Source organism: Meridianimarinicoccus zhengii, assembly GCF_003254465.1.
Lineage (GTDB): Bacteria > Pseudomonadota > Alphaproteobacteria > Rhodobacterales > Rhodobacteraceae > Meridianimarinicoccus > Meridianimarinicoccus zhengii.
Window position 1 is genome coordinate 1 of record NZ_QDFI01000031.1, and the last position, 20,760, is coordinate 20,760.

23 protein-coding genes are annotated in these 20,760 nt (G+C 68.4%); 8 read left to right on the forward strand and 15 right to left on the reverse strand.

What is annotated here, in order from left to right:
• Positions 1 to 957, reverse strand: a 957-nt coding sequence (locus DDE13_RS11360) for an L-threonylcarbamoyladenylate synthase (RefSeq protein ID WP_111404324.1), incomplete at its 3' end; no start/stop codon positions are given.
• An 87-nt stretch (positions 958 to 1,044) separates the two neighbouring features.
• On the opposite strand from DDE13_RS11360, the gene DDE13_RS11365 reads away from it, so the two are divergent.
• The 4 genes from DDE13_RS11365 to DDE13_RS11380 all read left to right on the forward strand — a co-directional run bounded on the left by DDE13_RS11365 (position 1,045) and on the right by DDE13_RS11380 (position 4,696).
• Complete coding sequence (locus DDE13_RS11365; protein ID WP_111404227.1) at positions 1,045 to 2,751, forward strand: acyl-CoA dehydrogenase; 1,707 nt, start codon at positions 1,045 to 1,047, stop codon at positions 2,749 to 2,751.
• Positions 2,752 to 2,810: 59 nt separating this feature from the next.
• On the forward strand, positions 2,811 to 3,842 hold the full coding sequence (locus DDE13_RS11370; RefSeq protein ID WP_111404229.1) for an MBL fold metallo-hydrolase: 1,032 nt from the start codon (positions 2,811 to 2,813) through the stop codon (positions 3,840 to 3,842).
• A gap of 82 nt (positions 3,843 to 3,924) precedes the next feature.
• Positions 3,925 to 4,059, forward strand: coding sequence for an aa3-type cytochrome c oxidase subunit IV (locus DDE13_RS11375; RefSeq protein WP_111404231.1), 135 nt, complete (start codon positions 3,925 to 3,927; stop codon positions 4,057 to 4,059).
• 4 nt (positions 4,060 to 4,063) lie between these two features.
• The gene (locus tag DDE13_RS11380) at positions 4,064 to 4,696 is read left to right on the forward strand and encodes a hypothetical protein (protein ID WP_111404233.1); all 633 of its coding nucleotides are present in this window, start codon (positions 4,064 to 4,066) and stop codon (positions 4,694 to 4,696) included.
• A 51-nt stretch (positions 4,697 to 4,747) separates the two neighbouring features.
• Here DDE13_RS11380 and DDE13_RS11385 read toward each other — a convergent pair whose 3' ends face one another.
• Both DDE13_RS11385 and DDE13_RS11390 read right to left on the reverse strand, forming a co-directional pair.
• Positions 4,748 to 5,077, reverse strand: coding sequence for an AzlD domain-containing protein (locus DDE13_RS11385; RefSeq protein ID WP_111404235.1), 330 nt, complete (start codon positions 5,075 to 5,077; stop codon positions 4,748 to 4,750).
• Positions 5,074 to 5,805, reverse strand: a complete 732-nt coding sequence (locus tag DDE13_RS11390) for an AzlC family ABC transporter permease (RefSeq protein ID WP_235868677.1) — start codon at positions 5,803 to 5,805, stop codon at positions 5,074 to 5,076. The genes DDE13_RS11385 and DDE13_RS11390 overlap by 4 nt, the downstream gene beginning before the upstream one ends.
• Positions 5,806 to 6,096: 291 nt before the next feature.
• Between DDE13_RS11390 and DDE13_RS11395 the strand changes: the two genes are divergently transcribed.
• Positions 6,097 to 7,782, forward strand: a complete 1,686-nt coding sequence (locus DDE13_RS11395) for a chloride channel protein (RefSeq protein WP_111404237.1) — start codon at positions 6,097 to 6,099, stop codon at positions 7,780 to 7,782.
• Between the two features lie 19 nt (positions 7,783 to 7,801).
• Here DDE13_RS11395 and DDE13_RS11400 read toward each other — a convergent pair whose 3' ends face one another.
• The 4 genes from DDE13_RS11400 to DDE13_RS11415 all read right to left on the reverse strand — a co-directional run bounded on the left by DDE13_RS11400 (position 7,802) and on the right by DDE13_RS11415 (position 13,533).
• Positions 7,802 to 8,140, reverse strand: a complete 339-nt coding sequence (locus DDE13_RS11400; protein ID WP_111404239.1) for a DUF427 domain-containing protein — start codon at positions 8,138 to 8,140, stop codon at positions 7,802 to 7,804.
• A 43-nt stretch (positions 8,141 to 8,183) separates the two neighbouring features.
• On the reverse strand, positions 8,184 to 10,004 hold the full coding sequence (locus DDE13_RS11405) for an aminopeptidase P family protein (RefSeq protein WP_111404241.1): 1,821 nt from the start codon (positions 10,002 to 10,004) through the stop codon (positions 8,184 to 8,186).
• Entirely contained in the window at positions 10,004 to 11,872 is a 1,869-nt protein-coding gene (gene cobT / locus DDE13_RS11410) for a cobaltochelatase subunit CobT (RefSeq protein WP_111404243.1), read from the reverse strand. The genes DDE13_RS11405 and cobT overlap by 1 nt, the downstream gene beginning before the upstream one ends.
• Positions 11,873 to 11,976: 104 nt before the next feature.
• Positions 11,977 to 13,533, reverse strand: coding sequence for a CYTH and CHAD domain-containing protein (locus DDE13_RS11415; protein WP_111404245.1), 1,557 nt, complete (start codon positions 13,531 to 13,533; stop codon positions 11,977 to 11,979).
• Positions 13,534 to 13,652: 119 nt separating this feature from the next.
• Here DDE13_RS11415 and DDE13_RS11420 point away from each other — a divergent pair, with 119 nt between their 5' ends.
• Positions 13,653 to 14,012, forward strand: coding sequence for a DUF1428 domain-containing protein (locus tag DDE13_RS11420; RefSeq protein ID WP_111404247.1), 360 nt, complete (start codon positions 13,653 to 13,655; stop codon positions 14,010 to 14,012).
• A 25-nt stretch (positions 14,013 to 14,037) separates the two neighbouring features.
• Here the strand turns inward: DDE13_RS11420 and cobS are convergent, their stop codons facing one another.
• The 4 genes from cobS to DDE13_RS11440 form a co-directional block, all read right to left on the reverse strand.
• Positions 14,038 to 15,024 carry a cobaltochelatase subunit CobS gene (cobS, locus tag DDE13_RS11425; protein ID WP_111404329.1) on the reverse strand — a complete coding sequence of 329 codons (987 nt, stop codon included), beginning with the start codon at positions 15,022 to 15,024 and terminating at the stop codon, positions 14,038 to 14,040.
• Between the two features lie 71 nt (positions 15,025 to 15,095).
• Entirely contained in the window at positions 15,096 to 16,292 is a 1,197-nt protein-coding gene (locus DDE13_RS11430; RefSeq protein WP_111404249.1) for a BaiN/RdsA family NAD(P)/FAD-dependent oxidoreductase, read from the reverse strand.
• Entirely contained in the window at positions 16,289 to 16,696 is a 408-nt protein-coding gene (locus DDE13_RS11435) for a hypothetical protein (RefSeq protein WP_162630961.1), read from the reverse strand. Before DDE13_RS11435 ends, DDE13_RS11430 begins: the two co-directional genes overlap by 4 nt.
• A gap of 59 nt (positions 16,697 to 16,755) precedes the next feature.
• The gene (locus DDE13_RS11440) at positions 16,756 to 17,388 is read right to left on the reverse strand and encodes a DnaJ domain-containing protein (protein WP_111404253.1); all 633 of its coding nucleotides are present in this window, start codon (positions 17,386 to 17,388) and stop codon (positions 16,756 to 16,758) included.
• A gap of 95 nt (positions 17,389 to 17,483) precedes the next feature.
• Between DDE13_RS11440 and DDE13_RS11445 the strand changes: the two genes are divergently transcribed.
• Positions 17,484 to 17,741 carry a BolA family protein gene (locus tag DDE13_RS11445; RefSeq protein ID WP_111404255.1) on the forward strand — a complete coding sequence of 86 codons (258 nt, stop codon included), beginning with the start codon at positions 17,484 to 17,486 and terminating at the stop codon, positions 17,739 to 17,741.
• Between the two features lie 7 nt (positions 17,742 to 17,748).
• Here the strand turns inward: DDE13_RS11445 and DDE13_RS11450 are convergent, their stop codons facing one another.
• Positions 17,749 to 18,042: a DUF4177 domain-containing protein gene (locus tag DDE13_RS11450; protein WP_111404257.1), complete on the reverse strand. Its 294-nt coding sequence runs from the start codon at positions 18,040 to 18,042 to the stop codon at positions 17,749 to 17,751.
• Between the two features lie 257 nt (positions 18,043 to 18,299).
• Between DDE13_RS11450 and DDE13_RS11455 the strand changes: the two genes are divergently transcribed.
• Complete coding sequence (locus DDE13_RS11455) at positions 18,300 to 18,635, forward strand: hypothetical protein (protein ID WP_162630962.1); 336 nt, start codon at positions 18,300 to 18,302, stop codon at positions 18,633 to 18,635.
• Positions 18,636 to 18,739: 104 nt separating this feature from the next.
• On the opposite strand, the gene DDE13_RS23575 is transcribed toward DDE13_RS11455, so the two are convergent.
• The 3 genes from DDE13_RS23575 to gatB are packed head-to-tail and all read right to left on the reverse strand — an operon-like array spanning position 18,740 to position 20,611.
• On the reverse strand, positions 18,740 to 18,865 hold the full coding sequence (locus tag DDE13_RS23575; protein WP_268951239.1) for a hypothetical protein: 126 nt from the start codon (positions 18,863 to 18,865) through the stop codon (positions 18,740 to 18,742).
• Positions 18,862 to 19,092, reverse strand: coding sequence for a hypothetical protein (locus tag DDE13_RS11460; protein ID WP_111404261.1), 231 nt, complete (start codon positions 19,090 to 19,092; stop codon positions 18,862 to 18,864). The genes DDE13_RS23575 and DDE13_RS11460 overlap by 4 nt, the downstream gene beginning before the upstream one ends.
• Positions 19,093 to 19,096: 4 nt before the next feature.
• Positions 19,097 to 20,611 carry an Asp-tRNA(Asn)/Glu-tRNA(Gln) amidotransferase subunit GatB gene (gene gatB / locus DDE13_RS11465; protein ID WP_111404263.1) on the reverse strand — a complete coding sequence of 505 codons (1,515 nt, stop codon included), beginning with the start codon at positions 20,609 to 20,611 and terminating at the stop codon, positions 19,097 to 19,099.
• Between the last annotated feature and the right edge of the window lie 149 nt (positions 20,612 to 20,760).

A 20,760-nucleotide genomic window follows, 5' to 3' on the forward strand; every position in this document is an offset into this window, starting at 1 on the left:
CGGCCCGTCGGGGCGCGGGGCCGCGGCGCGGCGCAGCCGGTCGTTGATCGCGCGGCCCAGCCCCGTATCCGGGATCGGCGACACCGCGATGGCCGTGGCGCCGCCCGTGTCCAGCCGGTGCAGCGCGGCAAAGAGCCCCGCCGCGGCCTCGGCCAGATCGCCCGTCTCGGACAGGTTCAGCGCCGCCCCCTGCACCGGGCCGAAGCCCAGAAGCACCTCGTCGGTGCCGGGCGTTTCCGCATTCAGCCGGACCCGCGCGCGCGGCGCGTAATGGGAGGCCATCAATCCCGGGGCCGCCGGGGCCGTGTCGTCGGTGACCCTGCGCAGATCGAGCGGCATGTCCAGCACGCGGGCCAGCGCTTCGGCCGGGATGCCGCCGGGACGCAGCAGGCGCGGACTGCCGGTCAGATCGAGGATCGTCGATTCCAGCCCGACCGCACAGGGGCCGCCATCGACCACCGCCGCGATGCGCCCCGCCAACCCGGCGAGGACATGGTCCGCCGTGGTCGGGCTGATCCGCCCCGACGGGTTGGCCGAAGGTGCGGCCAGCGGAAGGCCGGATCGCGCCAGCAGCCGACGCGCCACGGGTGCGGCGGGCACCCGCAGCGCCACGCTGTCCAGCCCCGCCGTGACCAGGCGCGACAGGCCCGCCCCGCGTTTCAGCGGCAGCACCAGCGTCAGCGGCCCGGGCCAGAACGCGGCCGCCAGAACGCGCGCGGCGTCGGGCAACTCGGCAAGGTCCGCCGCGGCGGCAAGATCGGGCAGATGGACGATCAACGGGTTGTGCGCCGGCCGCCCCTTGGCGGCATAGATCCCCGCCACGGCGTCGTCGTGCCGCGCGTCGGCACCCAGCCCATACACCGTTTCGGTCGGGAAGGCGACGCAGGTCCCCTTTCCAAGAAGCTCCGCCGCACGCGCGAGCCCGGCATCGTCCGGGGCCAGCCGTTCCGTCTTCATGTCCATCGGGCACATCCGTGACGCGGCGTTCAGGTTGTCCGGCGCGGTGCCTCGGCTAGTGTCCCGCCACCTGCCGGAGGAGTCGCCATGACCTACACCGCCCCTGTCTCGGAGTTCAAGTTCCTGCTCGCCCATGTGGTGGAGCTTGCACGCGTGGCCGCGACCGACCGCTTCGCGGACGCGACGCCCGATACGGTCGATGCGATCCTGACCGAGACGGGCCGGATCTGCGATGATGTGCTCGCCCCGCTGCAACGCGCGGGCGACCTGCACCCCGCCACGCTGGAGAACGGCGTCGTGCGCACGTCGCCCGGCTTCGCGGATGCCTACCGCGCCCTTGCAGAAGGCGGTTGGATCGGGCTTGCGGCCGACCCGGCCCGCGGCGGGATGGGCCTTCCCGGCACGCTGAACACGGCGATCAACGACATGATGTCGGGGGCTTGCCTGTCGCTGCAGCTTTGTCCGCTTCTGAGCCAGGGCCAGATCGACGCGCTGGAGGCTCATGCCGATCCCGCGCTTGCCGACCTGTATCTGCCGCGGCTCGTGTCGGGCGACTGGTCCGGCACCATGAACCTGACCGAACCGCAGGCCGGGTCCGACGTGGGCGCCGTGCAGACGCGCGCCGTGCCGCAGGGCGACGGGCGTTACGCGGTCACCGGGCAGAAGATCTACATCACTTATGGCGACCACGACATGGCCGCGAATGTCTGCCATCTCGTGCTGGCGCGGCTTCCCGATGCACCGGCGGGCACCAGGGGGCTGAGCCTGTTTCTGGTGCCCAAGTTCCTGCCCGACGCGGATGGGACCCCAGGCCAGCGCAACGCGGTGAGCGTGGTTTCGCTGGAACACAAGGTCGGCCTGCATGGAAGCCCGACCTGTGTCATGCAGTATGACGGCGCGACGGGCTGGATCGTGGGTGCGCCCGGCGGCGGCATGGCGGCGATGTTCACCATGATGAACAACGCGCGCCTCGGTGTGGGCACGCAGGGTATCGGCGTGGCCGAGGCGGCGTATCAGCACGCAAGCGCCTTCGCCCATGACCGGGTGCAGGGCCGCACGGCCCGCGGGCAGGGTTCGATCCTCGGGCATGCCGATGTGCGCCGGATGCTGGCCGCGATGCGGGCCGACATCATGGCCGCGCGGTCCATCGCTCTGGATTGCGGCGTATCGATCGACATGGCCCGCGCCACGGGCGGTGCCGACTGGACGGCGCGCGCCGCGTTCCTGACGCCCATTGCCAAGGCTTTCGGGACCGACACGGGCATCGCGGTGGCCGATCTCGGCATCCAGGTCCATGGCGGCATGGGCGTGATCGAGGAAACCGGGGCGGCGCAGTTCTGGCGCGACGTGCGCGTGACCGCGATCTACGAAGGGACCAACGGGATCCAGGCGCTCGATCTTGTCGGGCGCAAGCTGGCCGATGGCGGGGACGCCGCGTTCCGCCTGCTGAAGGAGGTGGAAGACAGCGCGGCCGCCGCGCGCGACCGCTTCGCCCCGCAGGCAGAGGCCGTGTGGGACGCCGCGCAGGCCCTGCGCGATGCGACCGAATGGATGCTCGCGGAGCCGGACATGTCCGAACGCGGGGCCGGGGCCGCGGCCTATCTGCGGGCCTTCGCGCTGGTGCTGGGCGGCATGTATCACCTGCGCGCCGCACTGGCGGGTGACGCGGACCGCGCGGCCATGATGCGGGTCTTCGCGGCGCGGCAATTGCCGCAGGTCGCCGCCCTTCTGGCCGAGGCGCGCGCGGGTGCGGCGGATCTCTATGCCGTCGATCTGGGGGATGACGCGGCCTGAGCGGCGCGGGGCGGCATGCGTGCCTTGACACTGCCCGGCCCGGCTGCTGTCACCCCGCCATGACAGCGCCGATCCGCTACCCGTTCGACTCGGCCCCAGCCGCCGGAACCGCGACCGAGGTGGCGGAGGGTATCCTGTGGATGCGCGTGCCGCTGCCCATGGTGCTCGATCATGTGAACATTTACGCTATCGACGGGGCGGACGGCTGGACGCTGATCGATACGGGACTCGGCACGCGGCGCGGGCAGGCAGAGATGCAAAGGCTGCTCGACGGGCCGCTGGCGGGCAAGCCCGTGGCGCGGGTGCTGGTGACCCATCACCACCCGGACCACGTGGGGCTGGCGGGCTGGTTCCAGGCCGACCACGGCGCCCAACTGATCGCCACGCGCACTGCGTGGCTGTTCGCCCGGATGCTGCGGCTGGACGAACAGGACCGCCCGACACCCGAGACGGTCGCGTTCTGGCGCGCGGCGGGGATGGACCCCGATGTCCTGGCCGACCGCATGGACAGCCGCCCGTTCAACTACGCCGATTGTGTGGCGGCCATGCCGCTCGGGTTCCGGGGCATCAGGGACGGGCAGGGGATCACGCTGGGGCACCGGCCTTTCACCGTGCGGCTGGGCCAAGGACATGCGCCCGACCATGTCACGCTCTGGTCCGACGACGATGCGCTGGTGATCGGCGGGGACCAGTTCCTGCCCACGATCTCGTCCAATATCGGGGTCTATGCGACGGAGCCCGAGGCCGACCCGCTGAGCGACTGGCTGGACAGCATCGCGCGCTTCGCACCGCTGGCCCATGACGACCTGCTTGTGCTGCCGGGCCATACGCGGCCGTTTACCGGTCTGCCGCGGCGGCTGTCGGAACTGGCGGACGAACATGCCGCGGCGCTGGACCGGTTGCGCGCACATCTGGCGGTTCCGCATGTCGCTTGCGCCTGTTTCGTGCCGATCTTCGGGCGCGAGATCACCGGTGGAGCCTATGGTCACGCACTGGTGGAGGCGATGGCCCATCTCAACCACCTGCACGCGCGGGGGCAGGTGCGGCGCTGGCGGCGTGACGACGGGGCATGGCTGTGGCAGTCAATTTGACGCCCCGCCACGATGCGCGAGGGTCGTGACAGGCCCGCCGATTTGTCTTAGGTCCGGAACAGACACATCAAGGGAGCGCCCGATGGCCAAGCATGAACACGGCAAGATGGATATCGAAGTACAGGAAAAGACCTTCGCGGGCTTCGTCAGGGCATCCGCCTATGTCGCGGGCGCGGCCATCCTGCTGATCGTCTTCATCGGTCTCGTGAACGGCTGACGGCGTGATCGGTCCCATCCGGCAGGGCGCGCGGCGTGGGCTGTGCGCCCTTCTCGTCTGCGCGGGCCTGTCCGGCTGCGCGGTCCTGTTCGAGGACAAGACACCACAAGCAACCGACGCCGACATGGCGGCGCTGTCCTTTGTCAGCACCGATCCGCCATCGCTGACGCTGGTCACCAGCATATCCAACCGCGACAACAGCGGGGCGCATTCCGCGCTTATCATCAACGGGCCGGAACGCGTGGTGTTCAACCCCGCGGGGTCATGGCGGCATCCGCTGGCGCCCGAGCAGGGCGATTTTCACCGGAATTTCTCGCCCGCGATGGAAAAGTGGTTCTTCGACTATCACGCGCGCTCGACCTATCGTATCCGCGCGCAGACGGTAGAGGTGCCGATGGCGGTGGCCGCGCAAGCGCTGGAGGCGGCCCGCAACAGCGGGTCGGTGCCGCCCGCGCAATGCACCCGCGCGATCACGGAAATCCTGGACGATCTGCCGGGCTTCGAAGGGTTCGGCGTGACGTGGTGGCCGCTGCGCGCCTCGGCGCGGTTCGCGGACCTGCCCGGGGTGACGACGGTGCTTTACACCGATGACAGTCCGGACGACTGGTCGGATCTCGATCTCGAATTCAACGACTGAACTGGCGCGGCGAGAGCCGAACAGGTTCGGGCCGTGCACCGTCGGCAAGCCTTAGCCGAGCCACCAGAGCACCGTGTAGAGCGTCACCAGCCCGGCGCCGATGGCTGCCAGCACGTTGCGTGTTGCCAGCCCTGCCGCAAGCGTCGCGAAGGCCGCGGCAAGCCGGGCCGGATCGGGGTCGCCGCCGGTCGCCGCGGGCCACAGCACGAGCGGCGCCACCAGCCCCGGCAGCACCGCCACGGGCGTGTAGCGCAGGAAGCGCAGCAGCCATTCCGGCAAGGGACGGTCGCCCACGAGCCCGAGGAACGAGAACCGGATCAGGAAAGTCCCGATCCCGAGGGCCGCGATGATCGGCCAGACAGGTGCGGTTTCGGGGATCATGTGCGGCGCGCCATCATGCTTTCGACCCCGGCACCGGTCGCCATGGCCAGCACCGCAGCCACCAGCAGCCCCGTGCCATAAGGCATGCCCGCAAGCAGCAGCGTCGCCGAGATAGACACCACCGCTGCCGCGACATGGGCCAGTGTGCGCAGCGCAGGTGCAATCATGGCGAGGAACGTAATCGGGATGGCGAAATCCAGTGCGAAGGCGGGCGGGATCGCTGTGCCCACAAGTGCCCCCGCCAGTGTCGCGCCGTACCAGAAGGGCGACACGATCAGGAAGCAGCCCGCGAAATAGGCCATGCGCGCAGGCACGGACAGGCTTGGGTCGCGGTCGTATTCGAGGATGCTGGCGGCATAGGTCTGGTCCACCAGCCCGTAGGCCGCAAAGGCCCGCTGCCACAGCGGTGCCGCCCCGAGATGCGGCACGAGTGACGCGGAATACATCGCCATGCGCAGGTTGACCGCAAGCGCCGTGGCGAGAACGATGACCGTGGGGGCGTTATCGGCCATCAGCTGCACGGCGGTGAATTGCGCCGCCCCGGCGATCACCAGAACGGTGAATCCCATCACCTCCGCCAGGTTCAGCCCCGCCTCGGTCCCCACGACACCGAAGAGAAGCCCGAAGGGCGCGATCACGAGGATGAAGGGCGCCCCCGCCCGGACCCCGCGCAGGAAGGCGCGGCGCGGCGTGGCCGTGGTGGGGAAATCGGGTGTGGAGCTTGGCACGGCTTCGTCCTATCGTTCGTGCGCCGGTGCTAGTCCATGCCCTTGCGAGGTTCAATTGTCTTTCCCGATGATCCGTCCGCCGTCCTGCCCGCCATGGTGCGGCAAGACAGCGGATGAGGCGGTCATGCCGTCCCGGTGCCGCCTCGTGCCACCTGCCGTGTTGGCGCGGGGCGGGGGGCGACCCCGGCACAAGGCCGGGGCATGGCGTCGCAGGACGGCCGCAGCGGGGCGTCCGGCGCTGGCGGAACGTGCGGATGATGCAGCGCGGTCGTGCCGCCAAGGGCGCCGGGCATGAGCGACGCATCCACCGGCTGGCTTCGGGGACAGATCGCCGACCTGCAGGCGATCCTGCGCGGCGCGCTGCAGGCGGTACGCCGCAACGGTCCCGGCAACGTGCAGTTCTGGTTCCTCGCCCTCGTGATCGGGACCGGGGCGGGGGCAGCGGCATTGTTCTTCCGCAAGGGGATCGAGGCGCTCCAAACCGCGCTTTACGGCACGTCGGACGTGTCGCTGGCCACGGTGGCGGGCGAGCTTCCCTGGTGGTGGGTCCTGCTCCTGCCCATCGCGGGCGGGCTCGTGGTCGGCGCGATCCTGCACCATTTCACGCCCGACGGGCGCGTGCGCGCGGTGGCGGACGTGATCGAGGGAGCGGCAATGCATGACGGGCGCGTGGAAATGCGCGCCGGTCTTGCCTCCGCCTTCGCATCGCTGGTGACGCTGTCGAGCGGCGGATCGAGCGGGCGCGAGGGACCGGTGGTGCACCTTGCCGGCGTGATTTCCACATGGATCAGCGCGCGGCTCTATGCCGACGGGATCACTGGGCGGGACCTTCTGGGCTGTGCCGTGGCGGGGGCGGTGTCGGCGTCGTTCAACGCGCCCATCGCCGGGGCGCTTTTCGCGCTGGAGGTCGTGCTGCGGCATTTCGCGGTGCACGCCTTTGCGCCCATCGCCATCGCCGCCGTGGCGGGCACGGTCATCAACCGGCTCGAATACGGCGGCGTGACCGAATTCATCCTGCCCGAACCCGGATCGCTCGACTTCTTCGTGGAACTGCCGGCCTTCCTGCTGCTGGGGCTGATCTGCGGGCTGGTGGCGGCGGCGCTGATGCGCCTGACCTTCTGGTCCGAGGACGTGGCGGGGCTGGTCGCGGCGCGCACGCGGATGCCGCGATGGCTGCGTCCGGCGGTGTCGGGCGCGATGCTGGGCGTGATCGCCATCTGGTTCCCGCACATCATCGGCGTCGGCTACGAAACGACGGCCGCGGCGCTGACCGGGCAGCTCGCCTTCGGGGCGGCCGTCATGTTCGCCGTTGTCAAATGCGTGGCGGTCGCCATCACCTTTGCCGGGCGCATGGGGGGCGGCATCTTCTCGCCCGCGCTGATGATGGGGGCGCTGACGGGGCTTGCCTTCGGTTTGGTTGCGACGGCGATCTTCCCGACCGTGTCGGGGTCCGAGACGCTTTACGCGCTCGCAGGGATGGGTGCGGTCGCGGCGGCCGTGCTCGGGGCACCGATATCCACCACGATGATCGTGTTCGAGCTGACCGGCGACTGGCAGACCGGGATCGCTGTGATGACCGCGGTGTCGCTGTCCACGGCCCTGGGCAGCCGGCTCGTGGACCGGTCGTTCTTCCTGACGCAGCTGGAACGGAGGGGCGTGCACCTGGCCAAGGGGCCGCAGCAATACCTTCTTGCGCTGCACCGGGTCGGCAGCGTGATGGCGCAGCCCGGCCACCCGGACTATCCCGACGAAGACGCCATAGCCGACGCGCTGGAGGACGGGCTTGCAGTGGGGCGCAAGGCCACGCTGGCCGAGGCGATGCCGATGTTCGACCGCGCCGCGGACCATTTCCTGGTGATCACGGACTGGCCCGAAGAGAGCGGCCCGCCCGTAGTCGTGGGCGTGCTTTTCGAACTGGAAGCTCTGCGTGCCTATACCCGTGCCATGGCGGCGACCGCGGCCGAGGAGCACTCCTGACCGCCGTGCCGCGCAGGGATCAGATCTGTTCGACCGTGACCGCGTCGCCTTCGAAGGCAAGGTGCCCGGCGATGCTCTCCAGCCCGTCATACGGCGTCTCGTAAGACCACGCGACGTTTTCGAGCACGGTGGATTTCGTGTCGATGGAATAGAAGGTCGCGGTGCCCAAGGCCGTGTCTGCGGTCTTTTCGGTGCGGTCGAAGAAGGCCATCGCCACGTCGGCGCGCGGGATGTAGATTACCGGTGCGCGGTTTCCTTCTGTCATCTCCATCGCGTTCTCGGTTTCGCCGTAGACCGCCCCACGGGCATAGACCACCCATTTGCCGGGCAGCTTGCGCAAGGTGATGTCGTTGGTCATGGGAACGTCCTCGTGTTGCCGCGGTCCGGAGGTGGCCCGCATGTCAGGATTGAAGGGCCCGCGTCGCGGTCGTCAGCCAGTCGCGCGCGGCAGTGCTGACCAGCGGCGCAAGCCTGCGGCGCGTTTCCGCGTGATAGGCATCGAGCCAGGCAATCTCCTCGGGCGACAGCATGGCAGGGTCGAGCGCGCTGCGGTCGATTGGGACATGGGTCAGCGTGCGGAGGGCCAGCCAGTCGCGGTCCGCGTCGCCGCCGGGCAGGGCGCGCGCAGGTTCCACGACGACCAAGTTCTCGATCCGGATGCCGAACGCGCCTTCGCGGTAGTAGCCGGGTTCGTTCGACAGGATCATGCCGGGTAAAAGCGGTTCGGCCCCGGACCGGGCCAGCCGCTGCGGCCCTTCGTGAACCGACAGGTAGCTGCCCACGCCGTGCCCGGTGCCATGGTCGTAATCCTGCCCGGCCAGCCACAGCGGAAAGCGCGCCAGCGCATCGATATCGCGGCCCGCCACGCCACGGGGAAACCGCGCGCGGCTGATGGCGATCATGCCCTGCACCACGCGGGTAAAGGCCGCCCGAGCGTCCGAGGCCACGTCGCCCATGGCGATCGTGCGGGTGATGTCGGTCGTGCCGTCGTCGTACTGCCCGCCGCTGTCGATCAGGAGCAGGTCGCCCGGTACGACGGCTCGGTTCGTCGCGCGCGTGACGCGGTAATGCACGATGGCGCCGTGCGGCCCGGTGCCCGCGATCGTGTCGAAGCTGATGTCGCGCAGCGCGCCGGTGGCGGCACGGCAGCGTTCCAGTTCCGTCACGCAGTCGATCTCGGTCAGCGGGTCGCTGGACAGCGCCGCCTTGCGCCCGTCGAGCCAGCACAGGAATTCGACCATCGCCGCGCCGTCGCGCAGATGCGCGGCCTCGGCCCCCGCCAGTTCGGCTTCGGTCTTTGTCGCCTTGGGCAGCAGGCACGGGTCAGCGCCCGCAATGGCTGTTCCCGGTGCGGAGTCGAGTGCCAGTTGCACAGCCAGCGGTGCACTGTCGCGGTCGATGCGCACCTGACCGGACAGATCCCGCAGGGACGCGGCGAAATCTCCAGCGGGGTGGACGGCGACGGCTGGCCCAAGGTGCTCGTCCAGCCCTGAGAGCTTTGCCGCATCGGTGAACAGATCGACGCGGCCATCGGCATGGAGGATCGCGAAGCCCTGCATGATCGGGATGCGCGGGATGTCGCTGCCGCGGATGTTCAGCAGCCAGCAGATGCTGTCGGGCTGGGTGAGCACGGCACAGTCATGGCCTGCCGCGGTGAGGTCGGCGGCGAGGGCCGCACGCTTGTCGGCAGCGCTGCGCCCGGCCAGTTCGTCGGGATGCGCGCGCGTCGGTGCCGCAGGCGGCGCGGGGCGGTCAAGCCAGACCGCATCCACGAGGTTGTCGTGTTCGAACAGTTCGATCCCGCTGCCGTCGAGACCCCGCCGCAAGGCTTCGATGTCCCGCACAGTGTGCAGCCACGGATCGAACCCGATCCGGGCCCCTTCGGGTGCGCTGTCCCGCAGCCATGCTGCCAGCTTCGTGTCGGGCCATGGCACGACCGTGAAGGCCGCGCCATCGGTCTGCGCGCGTGCCTGCACCCGGTAGCGGCCATCGACGAACAGGCCCGCGCGGTCGGGCAGCACGGCGCAGAACCCGGCCGAGCCGGTGAAACCCGTCAGCCAGACCAGCCGCGCATCGCAATCGGCCACGTATTCGCCCTGATGGGCGTCGGCGCGGGGCACAAGGAACCCGTGCAGCCCGGCATCAGCCATGGCGGCGCGCAGGGCGGCAAGCCGGGGCGGCCCGGCTTCGGGCCGGGTCGTGGCGTCGAAATCCTGGAACATCACCCGGCCTTTCGCATCCCAAGCACCCGCGCGCGTTTGCGCGGATCGCTGTCGAACAGCCCGGCCAGTTGTTCTGTCATGGCCCCCGCAAGCTGCTCGACATCTGTGATCGTGACGGCCCGTTCGTAATAGCGCGTCACGTCATGGCCGATGCCGATGGCGATCAGTTCCACCTGCCGCCGCCGCTGGACCATGGCGATCACGTCGCGCAGGTGCTTTTCCAGATAGTTTGCCGGGTTCACCGACAGGGTGCTGTCATCCACCGGGGCACCGTCGGAAATCACCATCAGGATCTTGCGCGCCTCGGGGCGGCCCAGCATCCGCCGATGCGCCCATTCCAGCGCCTCCCCGTCGATGTTTTCCTTCAGAAGCCCTTCCTTCATCATCAGGCCAAGGTTGGGCCGGGTCCGCCGCCACGGCGCATCGGCGGACTTGTAGACGATGTGGCGCAGGTCGTTCAGCCGCCCCGGTTGTTGCGGGCGGCCCGCGTTCAGCCATGCCTCGCGCGCTTGCCCGCCCTTCCACGCGCGGGTGGTGAAGCCGAGGATTTCGACCTTCACGTCGCAGCGTTCCAGCGTGCGGGCCAGCACATCGGCGCAGATCGCCGCGATGGAGATGGGCCGCCCGCGCATGGAGCCCGAATTGTCCAGTAGCAGCGTGACCACCGTGTCGCGGAATTCCATGTCCTTCTCGACCTTGAAGCTCAGCGGCGTGGTGGGGTTGGCCACCACGCGCGCCAGCCGCCCGGCATCGAGGATGCCTTCCTCCCGGTCGAATTCCCAGCTGCGGTTCTGCTTGGCCTGCAACCGCCGCTGCAACTTGTTCGCCAGCCGGGACACCGCGCCCTTCAGCGGTTCGAGTTGCTGGTCGAGATAGGCGCGCAGGCGTTCCAGTTCGATCGGCTCGGCCAGATCCTCCGCCCCGATCTCCTCGTCATGGGTGTTGTCGTAGACGGTGTAGTTGACATCGGCCTCGGACACTGGCGGGGGCGGCGGCGGGTCGAGCGGCGCATCCCCGTCGGGCATGTCCTGCTCGTCGCCGTCGGCGTCCTCGGCCATCTCGTCCATGCTGACCTGCGCGTCGGCGGCCTCCTGCGTGTCCTCCTGCGAGCGTTCGGGGGCGGCCTCGTCGTTCTGGTCGCTGTCCTCGGGCGGCGAGGTGTCGGCGGTCTCGTCATCCTCGGCCGAGGATGCCTCGTCGTCCGGGTCCTCGTCCTCGGCATCCGGGTCGTCGCCCAACTGGTCGCCATACCCGAGATCCTCGATCACGCGGCGGGCGAGCTTGGCAAAGGCCGTCTGGTCGCCGAGCGCGTCGTTCAGGCCCGACAGCGTGCCGCCCGCCTCGCGCTCGATATGCTCGCGCCACAACCGCATGACGTTGTCGGCCCCTTCGGGAAGCGTGCGGCCGGTGGCGAGATGGCGAATGAGATAGCCTGCGGCGATGGCCAGCGGGGCGCCCGACGCCTCCTCAATCTCGGCATAGCCGCGCCGGTTGGCCTCGACGCCGATCTTGGCGTCGATATTTCCTGCCGTGCCCGGCATGGCGCGGGCGCCCACGGCTTCGCACCGGGCGGTTTCCAGCGCGTCGTAGATGTCGCGCGCCATCTGCCCCTGCGGGACATAGCGCGCATGGGTGCCTTCGTTGTGAAACCGCCGCCGCAGCGCATAGGCATCGGCGGTGCCCCGGGCCAGCAGCACCTCCGCGGCGGTCATGCGGCGGCTGATCTGGGGCAGGCGCATCTGGTCGCCGGTCATGCCCGGCGGGTCCACGGAATAGCTGACGCCCAGTTCCGGGTCGTTGGCGAGCACGCGGGTCGCTTCTGCCAACGCCTTCTTGAACGGTTCCGACGGGTTGTCCGGCTTTGCCATGGGGCCTCTTCGTGACGATAACGGGGGCGCGCGGGCGGCAACGCCTCGGTCTTGGGGAGGTTATGGAGCCTTTTGGCCCGCCTGACCAGTCCTCAGCCCGGTCTTCAACCCATGTCCCAGGGGCGCGGCGCGTCGCGCAGATCGTGCCAGAGAGCGCGGGCATGGCTCCAGGCCGCTTCGGCGCGCACGGTGCGGGCACCGAGGATCCAGCCCACCGCGCGCTGCACCTGCGGGTCGTCCGCGCCCGGTGCCTGCGGGCCGCTCAGCAGGGTTTGTGCCATCGCAAGGTCGTTGAGATCGCCGAACACGTCCTGTAGTGTCCGAAGGCGCTTCACGAAAGCGCGCGTGGGCTTTTCGTCCAGCACGGGGCCAAGGAACTCCACCGCGTAGCGCAGGGATTTCAGCGTCTTGCGCAGGTCGTGGCGCGCCTCGATCGACAGGGTGTCGATGCCCCGCGCGCGCTTGGTCGCCCGTGACCAGTGCCGCGCCAGCGCATCCTTTGCCAGCCCCGACAGGGGCTGCGCTAGCCGTGCTGACTGGTCGATATCGCCCGGATCGAGCCAGCCGCGGGCCTCGATGAACTGTGCGAGATCGAGCAGGAAACCTTGCGCCCGCGTGCCCGCCAGTGTCGTGCGCATGCCGCTGCGCTGCGCCGTTGCCGCGTCGGCCAGCAGATCGGCCAGCCGCGCGAAGCCGGGTTCTGTCGGGTGCGACTCGGCCTCCGGGCGCAAAAGATCATGCACCGCCACGTCGAGATCGCGGAGATGCCCGGTTTCGCGCCCCAGCCAGCGTGCCTCGGCCTTCAGGTGGTCGAGCGCGGGGCCGGCCAGCACGGGGCCGAAGATGTCGAGCGCGGCGCGCATTCGGCGCAGCCCGATACGCAACTGGTGCGGGCCTTCGACCGCGTCGCTGTTGCGCACGGCGTCCGCATTCGCCGCGATCTGGTCAAGACATTCGCGCAGCACGTCGCGCGCCGCGGTCTCGGCGGTCTGGTCGGCTGTCAGCGCCACGGTACGGGCCTTGCGCGGCGCCGGGTTCGGGATCGCATCACCACCGTCGGCCAGCGCGAAGGCGCGCGCCGCCTTGGACATCCGCGACAGGCGCAGCCCGCCTTCGGGCATCAACTCGCGTGCAAGGTCGAAGAGTGCCGTGACATGCCCGGATTTCAGCTCCAGCTCCAGCTCGTGCAGATCGGCCGTGCGGTCGCCGCCTCGCAGGGTACCGGTATCCAGCGCGACTTCGGCCCGGGTCCAGCCGCCCATGGCGACGGTCGCTGCGTGGCGCGTGATCGCCGTTTCGACGCGCGGGACCAGCGGAGTGTCGCCCACCAGCGAGATCACCCGGTCGCGCATGGCTTCGTCAGGGATGGCCGCAAGGTCGATCTCGCCGCCGGCCAAAGGGGCTTCGCTTTCCTGCGTGGTCTGCAGACCGGCATGGTTGCTCAGCCGTCCCTTGCAGGTCTGTACCCAGCCCGCCCCGTCATGACGCACCCTGAGCGCGAAGCCTGACTGCCGCAGCGCATCGTCTTCCGTGTCGTGGTAGACGCTGCGCAGATCGAGCGTCTGCACCGGCCCCGTCAGTCCGCGCAAGGTGCGCAGCCGCGCCAGTACGGATGAAACCTGTCCGCCGGTCAGAAGAAACTTGAGTTCGATTTCGGTCATGGCTGTGCTCTAGTCATTTTGGTGGAAATCGCAACCGACGACGTGGCGCCGCTTTGTCCTGCGCATTGATGTTGTCCGGCATCGGCGTAGGCTGTCCACAGGCGATTCGGGGGGGCGGCGTGGCGTATGTGGATGGTTTCGTCGCGGCGGTGCCGGTGGCCAACAAGGCCGCCTACATCGCCCATGCGAAGGCCGCGGCAGAAGTGTTCATCGCGCATGGGGCGCTGTCGGTCAACGAGTGCTGGGCGGATGACGTGCCGCCGGGCAAGGTGACATCCTTCCCGATGGCGGTTCAGTGCGGCGAGGACGAGGCCGTCGTCTTTTCCTGGGTGTCCTGGGCGGATCGTGCGGCCCGCGATACGGGGTGGGCCGCCGTTATGGCCGACCCGCGCATGAGTCCGGAGGCCAACCCGATGCCCTTTGACGGCAAACGCCTCATCTATGGTGGGTTCGAACAGATCTTGCAGGCCGAGGGCTAAGCCCCTCGCGTGCCGATCGCGCAAGTCAGCCCAGCGACAGGCTGACCGCGCTTTCCGGCAGTTCCTCGGCAAAGCAGCGCTGGTAGAACTCGGCCACCGTCTGGCGTTCCAGCTCGTCGCATTTGTTGAGGAAGGACAGCCGGAAGGCGTAGCCCACATCCTTGAAGATGAACGCGTTCTGCGCCCAGGCGATGACTGTCCGCGGGCTCATGACCGTGCTCAGCTCGCCGTTCATGAAGGCCGTGCGCGTCAGGTCGGCAACCGTCACCATCTGGCTGACGGTCTGGCGCCCGTCCTTGTTGTTGTAGTGCGGGCACTTCGACAGCACGATCGCGGCTTCCGCGTCATGGGAGAGATAGTTGAGCGTCGCCACGAGGCTCCAGCGGTCCATCTGGCCCTGGTTGATCTGCTGTGTGCCATGATACAGCCCCGTCGTGTCGCCCAGACCCACGGTGTTCGCGGTGGCGAAGATGCGGAAATAGGGATTCGGCGTCAGCACCTTGTTCTGGTCAAGAAGCGTCAGCTTGCCGTCCGCTTCCAGCACCCGCTGGATCACGAACATCACGTCGGCGCGCCCCGCGTCGTATTCGTCGAAGACGATCGCGGTGTTCGTCCGCAGCGCCCAAGGCAGGATGCCTTCCTGGAACTCGGTATACTGCTTGCCGTCCTTCAGCTTGATCGCGTCCTTGCCGATCAGGTCGATCCGGCTGATATGGCTGTCGAGATTGACGCGCACGAGCGGCCAGTTCAACCGGGCCGCGACCTGTTCGATATGGGTGGACTTGCCGGTGCCGTGGTACCCTTGGATCATCACGCGGCGGTTGAAGGCAAAACCCGCAAGGATCGCCAGCGTCGTGTCGCGGTCGAACTTGTAGGTCGGATCGATGTCGGGCACGCGATCCGAGCGGTCCGCGAACCCCTTCACCGTCATGTCGCTGTCGATGCCGAACACCTCGCGGACCGAGATGTCCTCGGTGGGTTTCGTGTTCACGTCCATGCTGCCGTCCGCCATGTGATCTGCCCTTTTCGCCGCGTCGGTGGTGCAACATATCACGCGGGGGTGCAAGGGGAAGGGCCGGGCGTTCAGCCACGCCGCGCCGCGGCGATGGCCTGTCCCGCGGCCCAGCCCGACGCCCATGCCCATTGAAAATTGTAGCCGCCCAGCCAGCCTGTCACGTCCACGACCTCGCCCACGAAATGGAGACCCGGCACGCGGCTTTCCATGCTGCGGGCGTTCAGTGCATCCGTCCCGACGCCGCCCGCCGTGACCTCGGCCTTGCGATAGCCCTCGGTGCCGGTGGGGCGCAGCCGCCACGCGGTCAGCAGATCCGCAAGCGGCGCAAGCCGCGTGTCGGACAGATCCGCCAGCCGCCCTCTGACATCGGCCATGTTGCACAGATGATCGGCCAGCCGCTTCGGGATCAGCCCGCCCAGCACCCCGCCCACGTCGCGCCGCCCCGCGCGGGCCCGTTCTGCCCGCAGCCGCCCCGGAAGATCGTCGCCGGGGCAAAGGGCCACGGCGATGTCGTCCCCCTCCTGCCAGTAGCTTGACGCTTGCAGCACCGCCGGGCCGGACAGGCCGCGATGGGTGAACAGAAGCGCCTCTTCGAAGGACGCCGCGCCCGCGGTCAGCCGTGCGGGTACTGCCACACCGGACAGGGCGGCGAATTCGTCCCCGAAGGTCAGCGGCACCAGCGCGGGGCGCGTGGGCACAAGCGGCAGGCCGAACTGGTCCGCGATGCGGTAGCCGAGCCCGCTCGCCCCGATCTTGGGGATCGACTTGCCGCCCGTGGCCACCACCAGCCGCGGCGTGCGCAGCGTGCAGGGGCTTCCGTCGCGGATCAGGTCAACCGTGAAGCGGCCTTCGGCATGGGAGATTTCGCCCACCTGCGTGTTGAGCCACAACGCCGCGCCCGCCTGCGCGATCTCGGCCACCAGCAGGTCGATGATCTGGCGCGCGCTGTCGTCGCAGAAAAGCTGCCCCAGCGTCTTTTCGTGCCATCCGATACCGTGGCGGTCCACGAGGTCGATGAAATCCCACTGGGTATACCGGCTTAGCGCGGATTTGGCGAAATGGGGGTTCTCGGACAGGAAATTGTCCGGGCCGGTGTGCAGGTTGGTGAAGTTGCAGCGCCCGCCGCCCGAAATGCGGATCTTCTCCCCCGGCACCGGCATGTGGTCCACCACGACGGCACCGGGACCGGCATGGGCGGCGCACATCATGCCGGCGGCTCCGGCCCCGAGGATCAAAGCCGGGCAATCGATGACGCGGCCGGTCATCGCCGGGGCACGCGCCGGTAGCCGAGCACGGCGCCGTCCTCGGGGCGGAACACGACGCGCAGGGTGGACAGCGCGCCGCCGCGGGCGGGATCGGCGGCGGCGAAGGTCACGATCACGGGGCTTGGGCCGCGTGCGGGCCACAGGATCTCGTCGCGGCGCGGGTCGAACCGGGGCGGTGCCAGACCCAGCGCCTGCGTCGTGGCTTCAAGCGCTGGTTGCCCGCTGATGCCGCCGTCGAAGACAGGCCAACTGCCCGATACCCCGCGCACGACCCGCACCGGATCGCCCGGACCGCGGGGTGTGCAGACCTGCGTATCGCGCCCCGACGCGTCGCGCGGCCCGTCGCGGCATATGCCCGGCACAAGGTCAGGGCTGCTCCCGCAGCCCGCGAGTAGAAAGGTCACGCCAATGCCGCCACACAGCCGGACCAGTCCGTTTCCACCACCGGGGGCCATTCCCCCGGTCAGTCCTTGAAGCTGCGGCTGTCCTTGATCTGGTCCCAGGCCCAGACGACCTCCTGCAACCGCTCCTCGTCGCTGCGGTCGCCGCCATTCATGTCGGGGTGCAGGATCTTGATGAGGCTGCGATACTGCTTGCGGATTTCCACCTTGGTCCAGTGGTCCCTCGCCTCGAGGATTTCCAGCGCGCGGCGTTCGGTCGGCGGCAGGCGGCGCGTGCCGGTGATCGATTTGCCGGGATTCTGCGTCGCCTTCTCGCCCAGCACCTGGTGCGGGTCGTCGATGCCCAAGCGCCGCCAGGCGCGCTGTTCGTCGCTCTGCTTGCCGAAGGGCTTGGTGCCGCGCCCCCAGACGCGGTCCTTTTCGATCTGCTCTTCCATCTCTGCCTCGGTGGCGCCCGAGAAGAAGTTCCACTTAAGATTGTACTCGCGCACGTGGTCCTTGCAGAACCACAGGTAGTCATCGAGGCTGTCTGGCGAGCGCGGTGCGCGATACTGCCCGATCAGGTCGCAGCCGGGATGTTCGCAGACCCGGTTGGAAGTTTCGAACGCGCCGGACATGCCACGCTTGCCGCGGGTCTTCTTCTTCTTGGCGGAGGATACCGACAGGTCAAATCCGAAGGGATCGTTCTTCGACATGCAAAAACCTTTCCGACTCGCACGGGCGGCATTCCAACCGCGGGCGCCAGAGTCTAACCTTTCCCCACCGAAGCGAAAGGGGGCATGACGTAAAAATGGGGATTGCACAGGAGATCGAGGCCCGGCTCGAATCGGCGTTGAAGCCGGAGCGGCTTGTCGTCACCGATGACAGCGAGGCCCATCGCGGCCATGGCGGGTGGCGCGAGGGCGGCGAAACCCATTTCCGTATCGACATCGCGGCCGAGGCGTTGCGGCCCATGTCCCGGATCGCGCGGCACCGGGCGATCCACGATGCGTTGGGCAAGGATCTCGTGGGGCGCATCCACGCGCTGGAAATCCACATCGCTGCCTGAATTCAGGTCACGCCGGGCTGCTGTCGCCCCGGTTCTCCAGCAGTTTCAGCGCTGCGCGCGTCCCGTCCTGGCCGTCGCGCGGACGGCGGAACACCAGCAGCGTCCGGAAGCCCATGCGCGTGCCGGTCAGCCCGGTGCGTTCCTTCATGGGCAGGGTTTCGGCGCGCACGAATTCCCAGCCTTGCTGCGCCTCGGCGTTCAGGACATCGGCCAGTGCGCGGGCATAGGCGTCCTCGCCCTCGTCGCGGGTCTTGGCGGCGCGATCCGGGGCGGGCAGAACGCGATATTCGTGGTCGGGCATGGGGTCACCGGATCTGTCAGCGTCCCAAGGGGCTTACTGCGCGGCAGCGGATTTGGCAAAGCCTGCCTCTCCGCCCGCAGCCGCACCGCAAGCCGCGTCGCAGCGGTGCAACAGGGTGGGCATGAGTGGAACGTTAACCTTTTGCTTCGAATGTGCGTCGGATCGGGACGGAAAGCGTTATGGTGACGCTTGGGCAGGGGGCCGTCCTTCGGGTTCGGGGTTCGGTGACGATGCGAAACGTGTTCACTGTGCTGAGTATGATTTGGCTGCTCTCTGCCTGCGCCTCCCCCGACTTCGCCAGCACGGACGCTGTGCGCGACGATGCCGACAGCCTTGAACGGCGGCGTGCCTTCGAACGCGCCGTGGTCGGCCATAATCTTCAGGGTGACGGCGTCGACGTGACGGTGCTGGAGGGCGGCGCGCTGGTGGGTACCCATCTGGGCGTGCCGTTCGTGGGCGCCTGGGAATACCGCCGCGGGGAGTTCTGCACGTCGCTGGCGGGGGACGATGTGCGCGATGCGCCGGATCGTGCCTGCTATCGTGCGGCGGTCGATGGGCGGCAGGTGACGCTGGTGCCGATTGCCGCGGATTGACGGTACCGGAAATTCGCCAAATAGGGTTGCGATGTACGGACCACTACCAGTCAGGGTGTCGGCGTGGTATCGGCATCCGTGCCGCGATGCACGGCAAGGGTGGCCTATTCGGCGGGATGCGCGCCGCGCTTGCGCGCATCGATACGGGCAGCTTCGCGCCTGAGCAGCACCGCGCCCAGCAGGGCCACGGATACGGCGATCACGGGAATGGCGATTTCAAAGGCAGTCATGTTCTGTCCTCCGTTCGGAGCATGGCCAATATATAGTGGGAAATGGCGTGCAGGAAAAGCCCCGCCAGCCCCCAGACTGCCGTGATCGCGCCGATGGCCGTCATGTCCTCGGTCAGCGGGCGCAGCACGGCGAAACCGATCAGCCCCAGCCCGATGGCGTTCACGAAGCCGGAAAACAGCTTCACGCGCTCGTTATGGACCGCGACAGCCCGGCGCAGGCTCGCCATGGGGCTAAAGCCCCAGCTTCGCCGCCACGAGGTCGTTCACCGCCTTCGGGTTGGCCTTGCCGCCCGTCGCCTTCATCACCTGCCCCACGAACCAGCCTGCCAGCTTGGGATTGGCTTGCGCCTTTTCCACCTGCGCGGGGTTTTCCGCGATGACCTTGTCCACCGCGGCCTCGATCGCGCCGGTGTCCGTGACCTGCTTCATGCCTCGATCCGCGACGATCCGCGCGGGATCGCCGCCTTCGGTATAGACGATCTCGAACAGGTCCTTGGCGATCTTGCCCGAGATGTCACCCGCCGCGATCAGGTCGAGGATGCCGCCCAACTGCGCGGGGCTGACGGGGCTTTCGGTGATGTGCCGGTCGCCGTCCTTCTTCAGCCGCCCGAACAGGTCGTTGATCACCCAGTTCGCGGCCTGCTTGCCGTCGCGGCCGTCGGCCACGATTTCGAAATAGGCGGCGGCCTCCACCTCGGCGGTCAGAACAGACGCATCGTACTCGCTCAGCCCGAAATCGCGCACGAAACGCGCCTTCTTGGCGTCGGGCAGTTCCGGCAGTGACGCCGCGATGTCATCGACCCAGGCCTGTTCGATCTCCAGCGGCAGCAGGTCGGGGCAGGGAAAATAGCGGTAATCATGCGCTTCTTCCTTGGACCGCATCGACCGGGTCTCGTTCTTGTCCGGGTCGTAGAGCCGGGTTTCCTGCACGACGCTGCCGCCGTCCTCCAGGATCGCGATCTGGCGGCGCGCCTCGTAATCGATCGCCTGCTGGATGAACCGCAGGGAGTTCATGTTCTTGATCTCGCAGCGCGTGCCGAGATGGCCGAAATCCTGCGTCTCCTGATAGCGTTCGTAATCCCCCGGATGGCAGACGGACACGTTCACGTCCGCGCGCAGGTTGCCGTTCTGCATGTTGCCGTCGCAGGTGCCCAGGTACCGCAGGATCTGGCGGAGCTTGGTGACATAGGCCGCCGCTTCTTCCGGCCCGCGAATGTCCGGGCGGCTGACGATCTCCATCAACGCGACGCCCGTGCGGTTAAGATCCACGAAGCTCATCGCCGGGTCCATGTCGTGGATCGACTTGCCCGCGTCCTGTTCCAGGTGGATGCGTTCGATCCGCACGCGGCGCGCGATGCCGGGGGCCATGTCAACGATCACCTCGCCTTCGCCGACGATGGGGTGATACAACTGGCTGATCTGGTAGCCCTGCGGCAGGTCCGGGTAGAAATAGTTCTTCCGGTCAAAGGCCGACATCAGGTTGATCTGTGCTTTCAGCCCCAGCCCGGTCTTGACCGCCAGCGCGACGCAGCCCTCGTTGATCACCGGCAGCATTCCCGGCATGCCCGCATCCACGAAGGCGACGTTGGAATTCGGCTCCGCCCCGAATTGCGTGGAGGCGCCGGAGAACAGCTTCGCCTTCGACGCGACCTGCGCGTGTACTTCCATCCCGATCACGAGTTCCCAGTCGTGCTTCGCCCCGGCGATGACCTTGGGTGTCGGCGTGTCGAAGGCGAGATCGAGCATGGGTACGGTTCCTGTCCGGGGATGGGAGCGGTTCTAGACCCGCGCGCCGGTGCCATCAAGGGGCGTGGACACGGGCGATCACCTTGGCGGGACCGGGGAGCGCGGGGGCCGCGATTCTGCGGTACGGTTTGCGCGTCACAGCCCTGGAG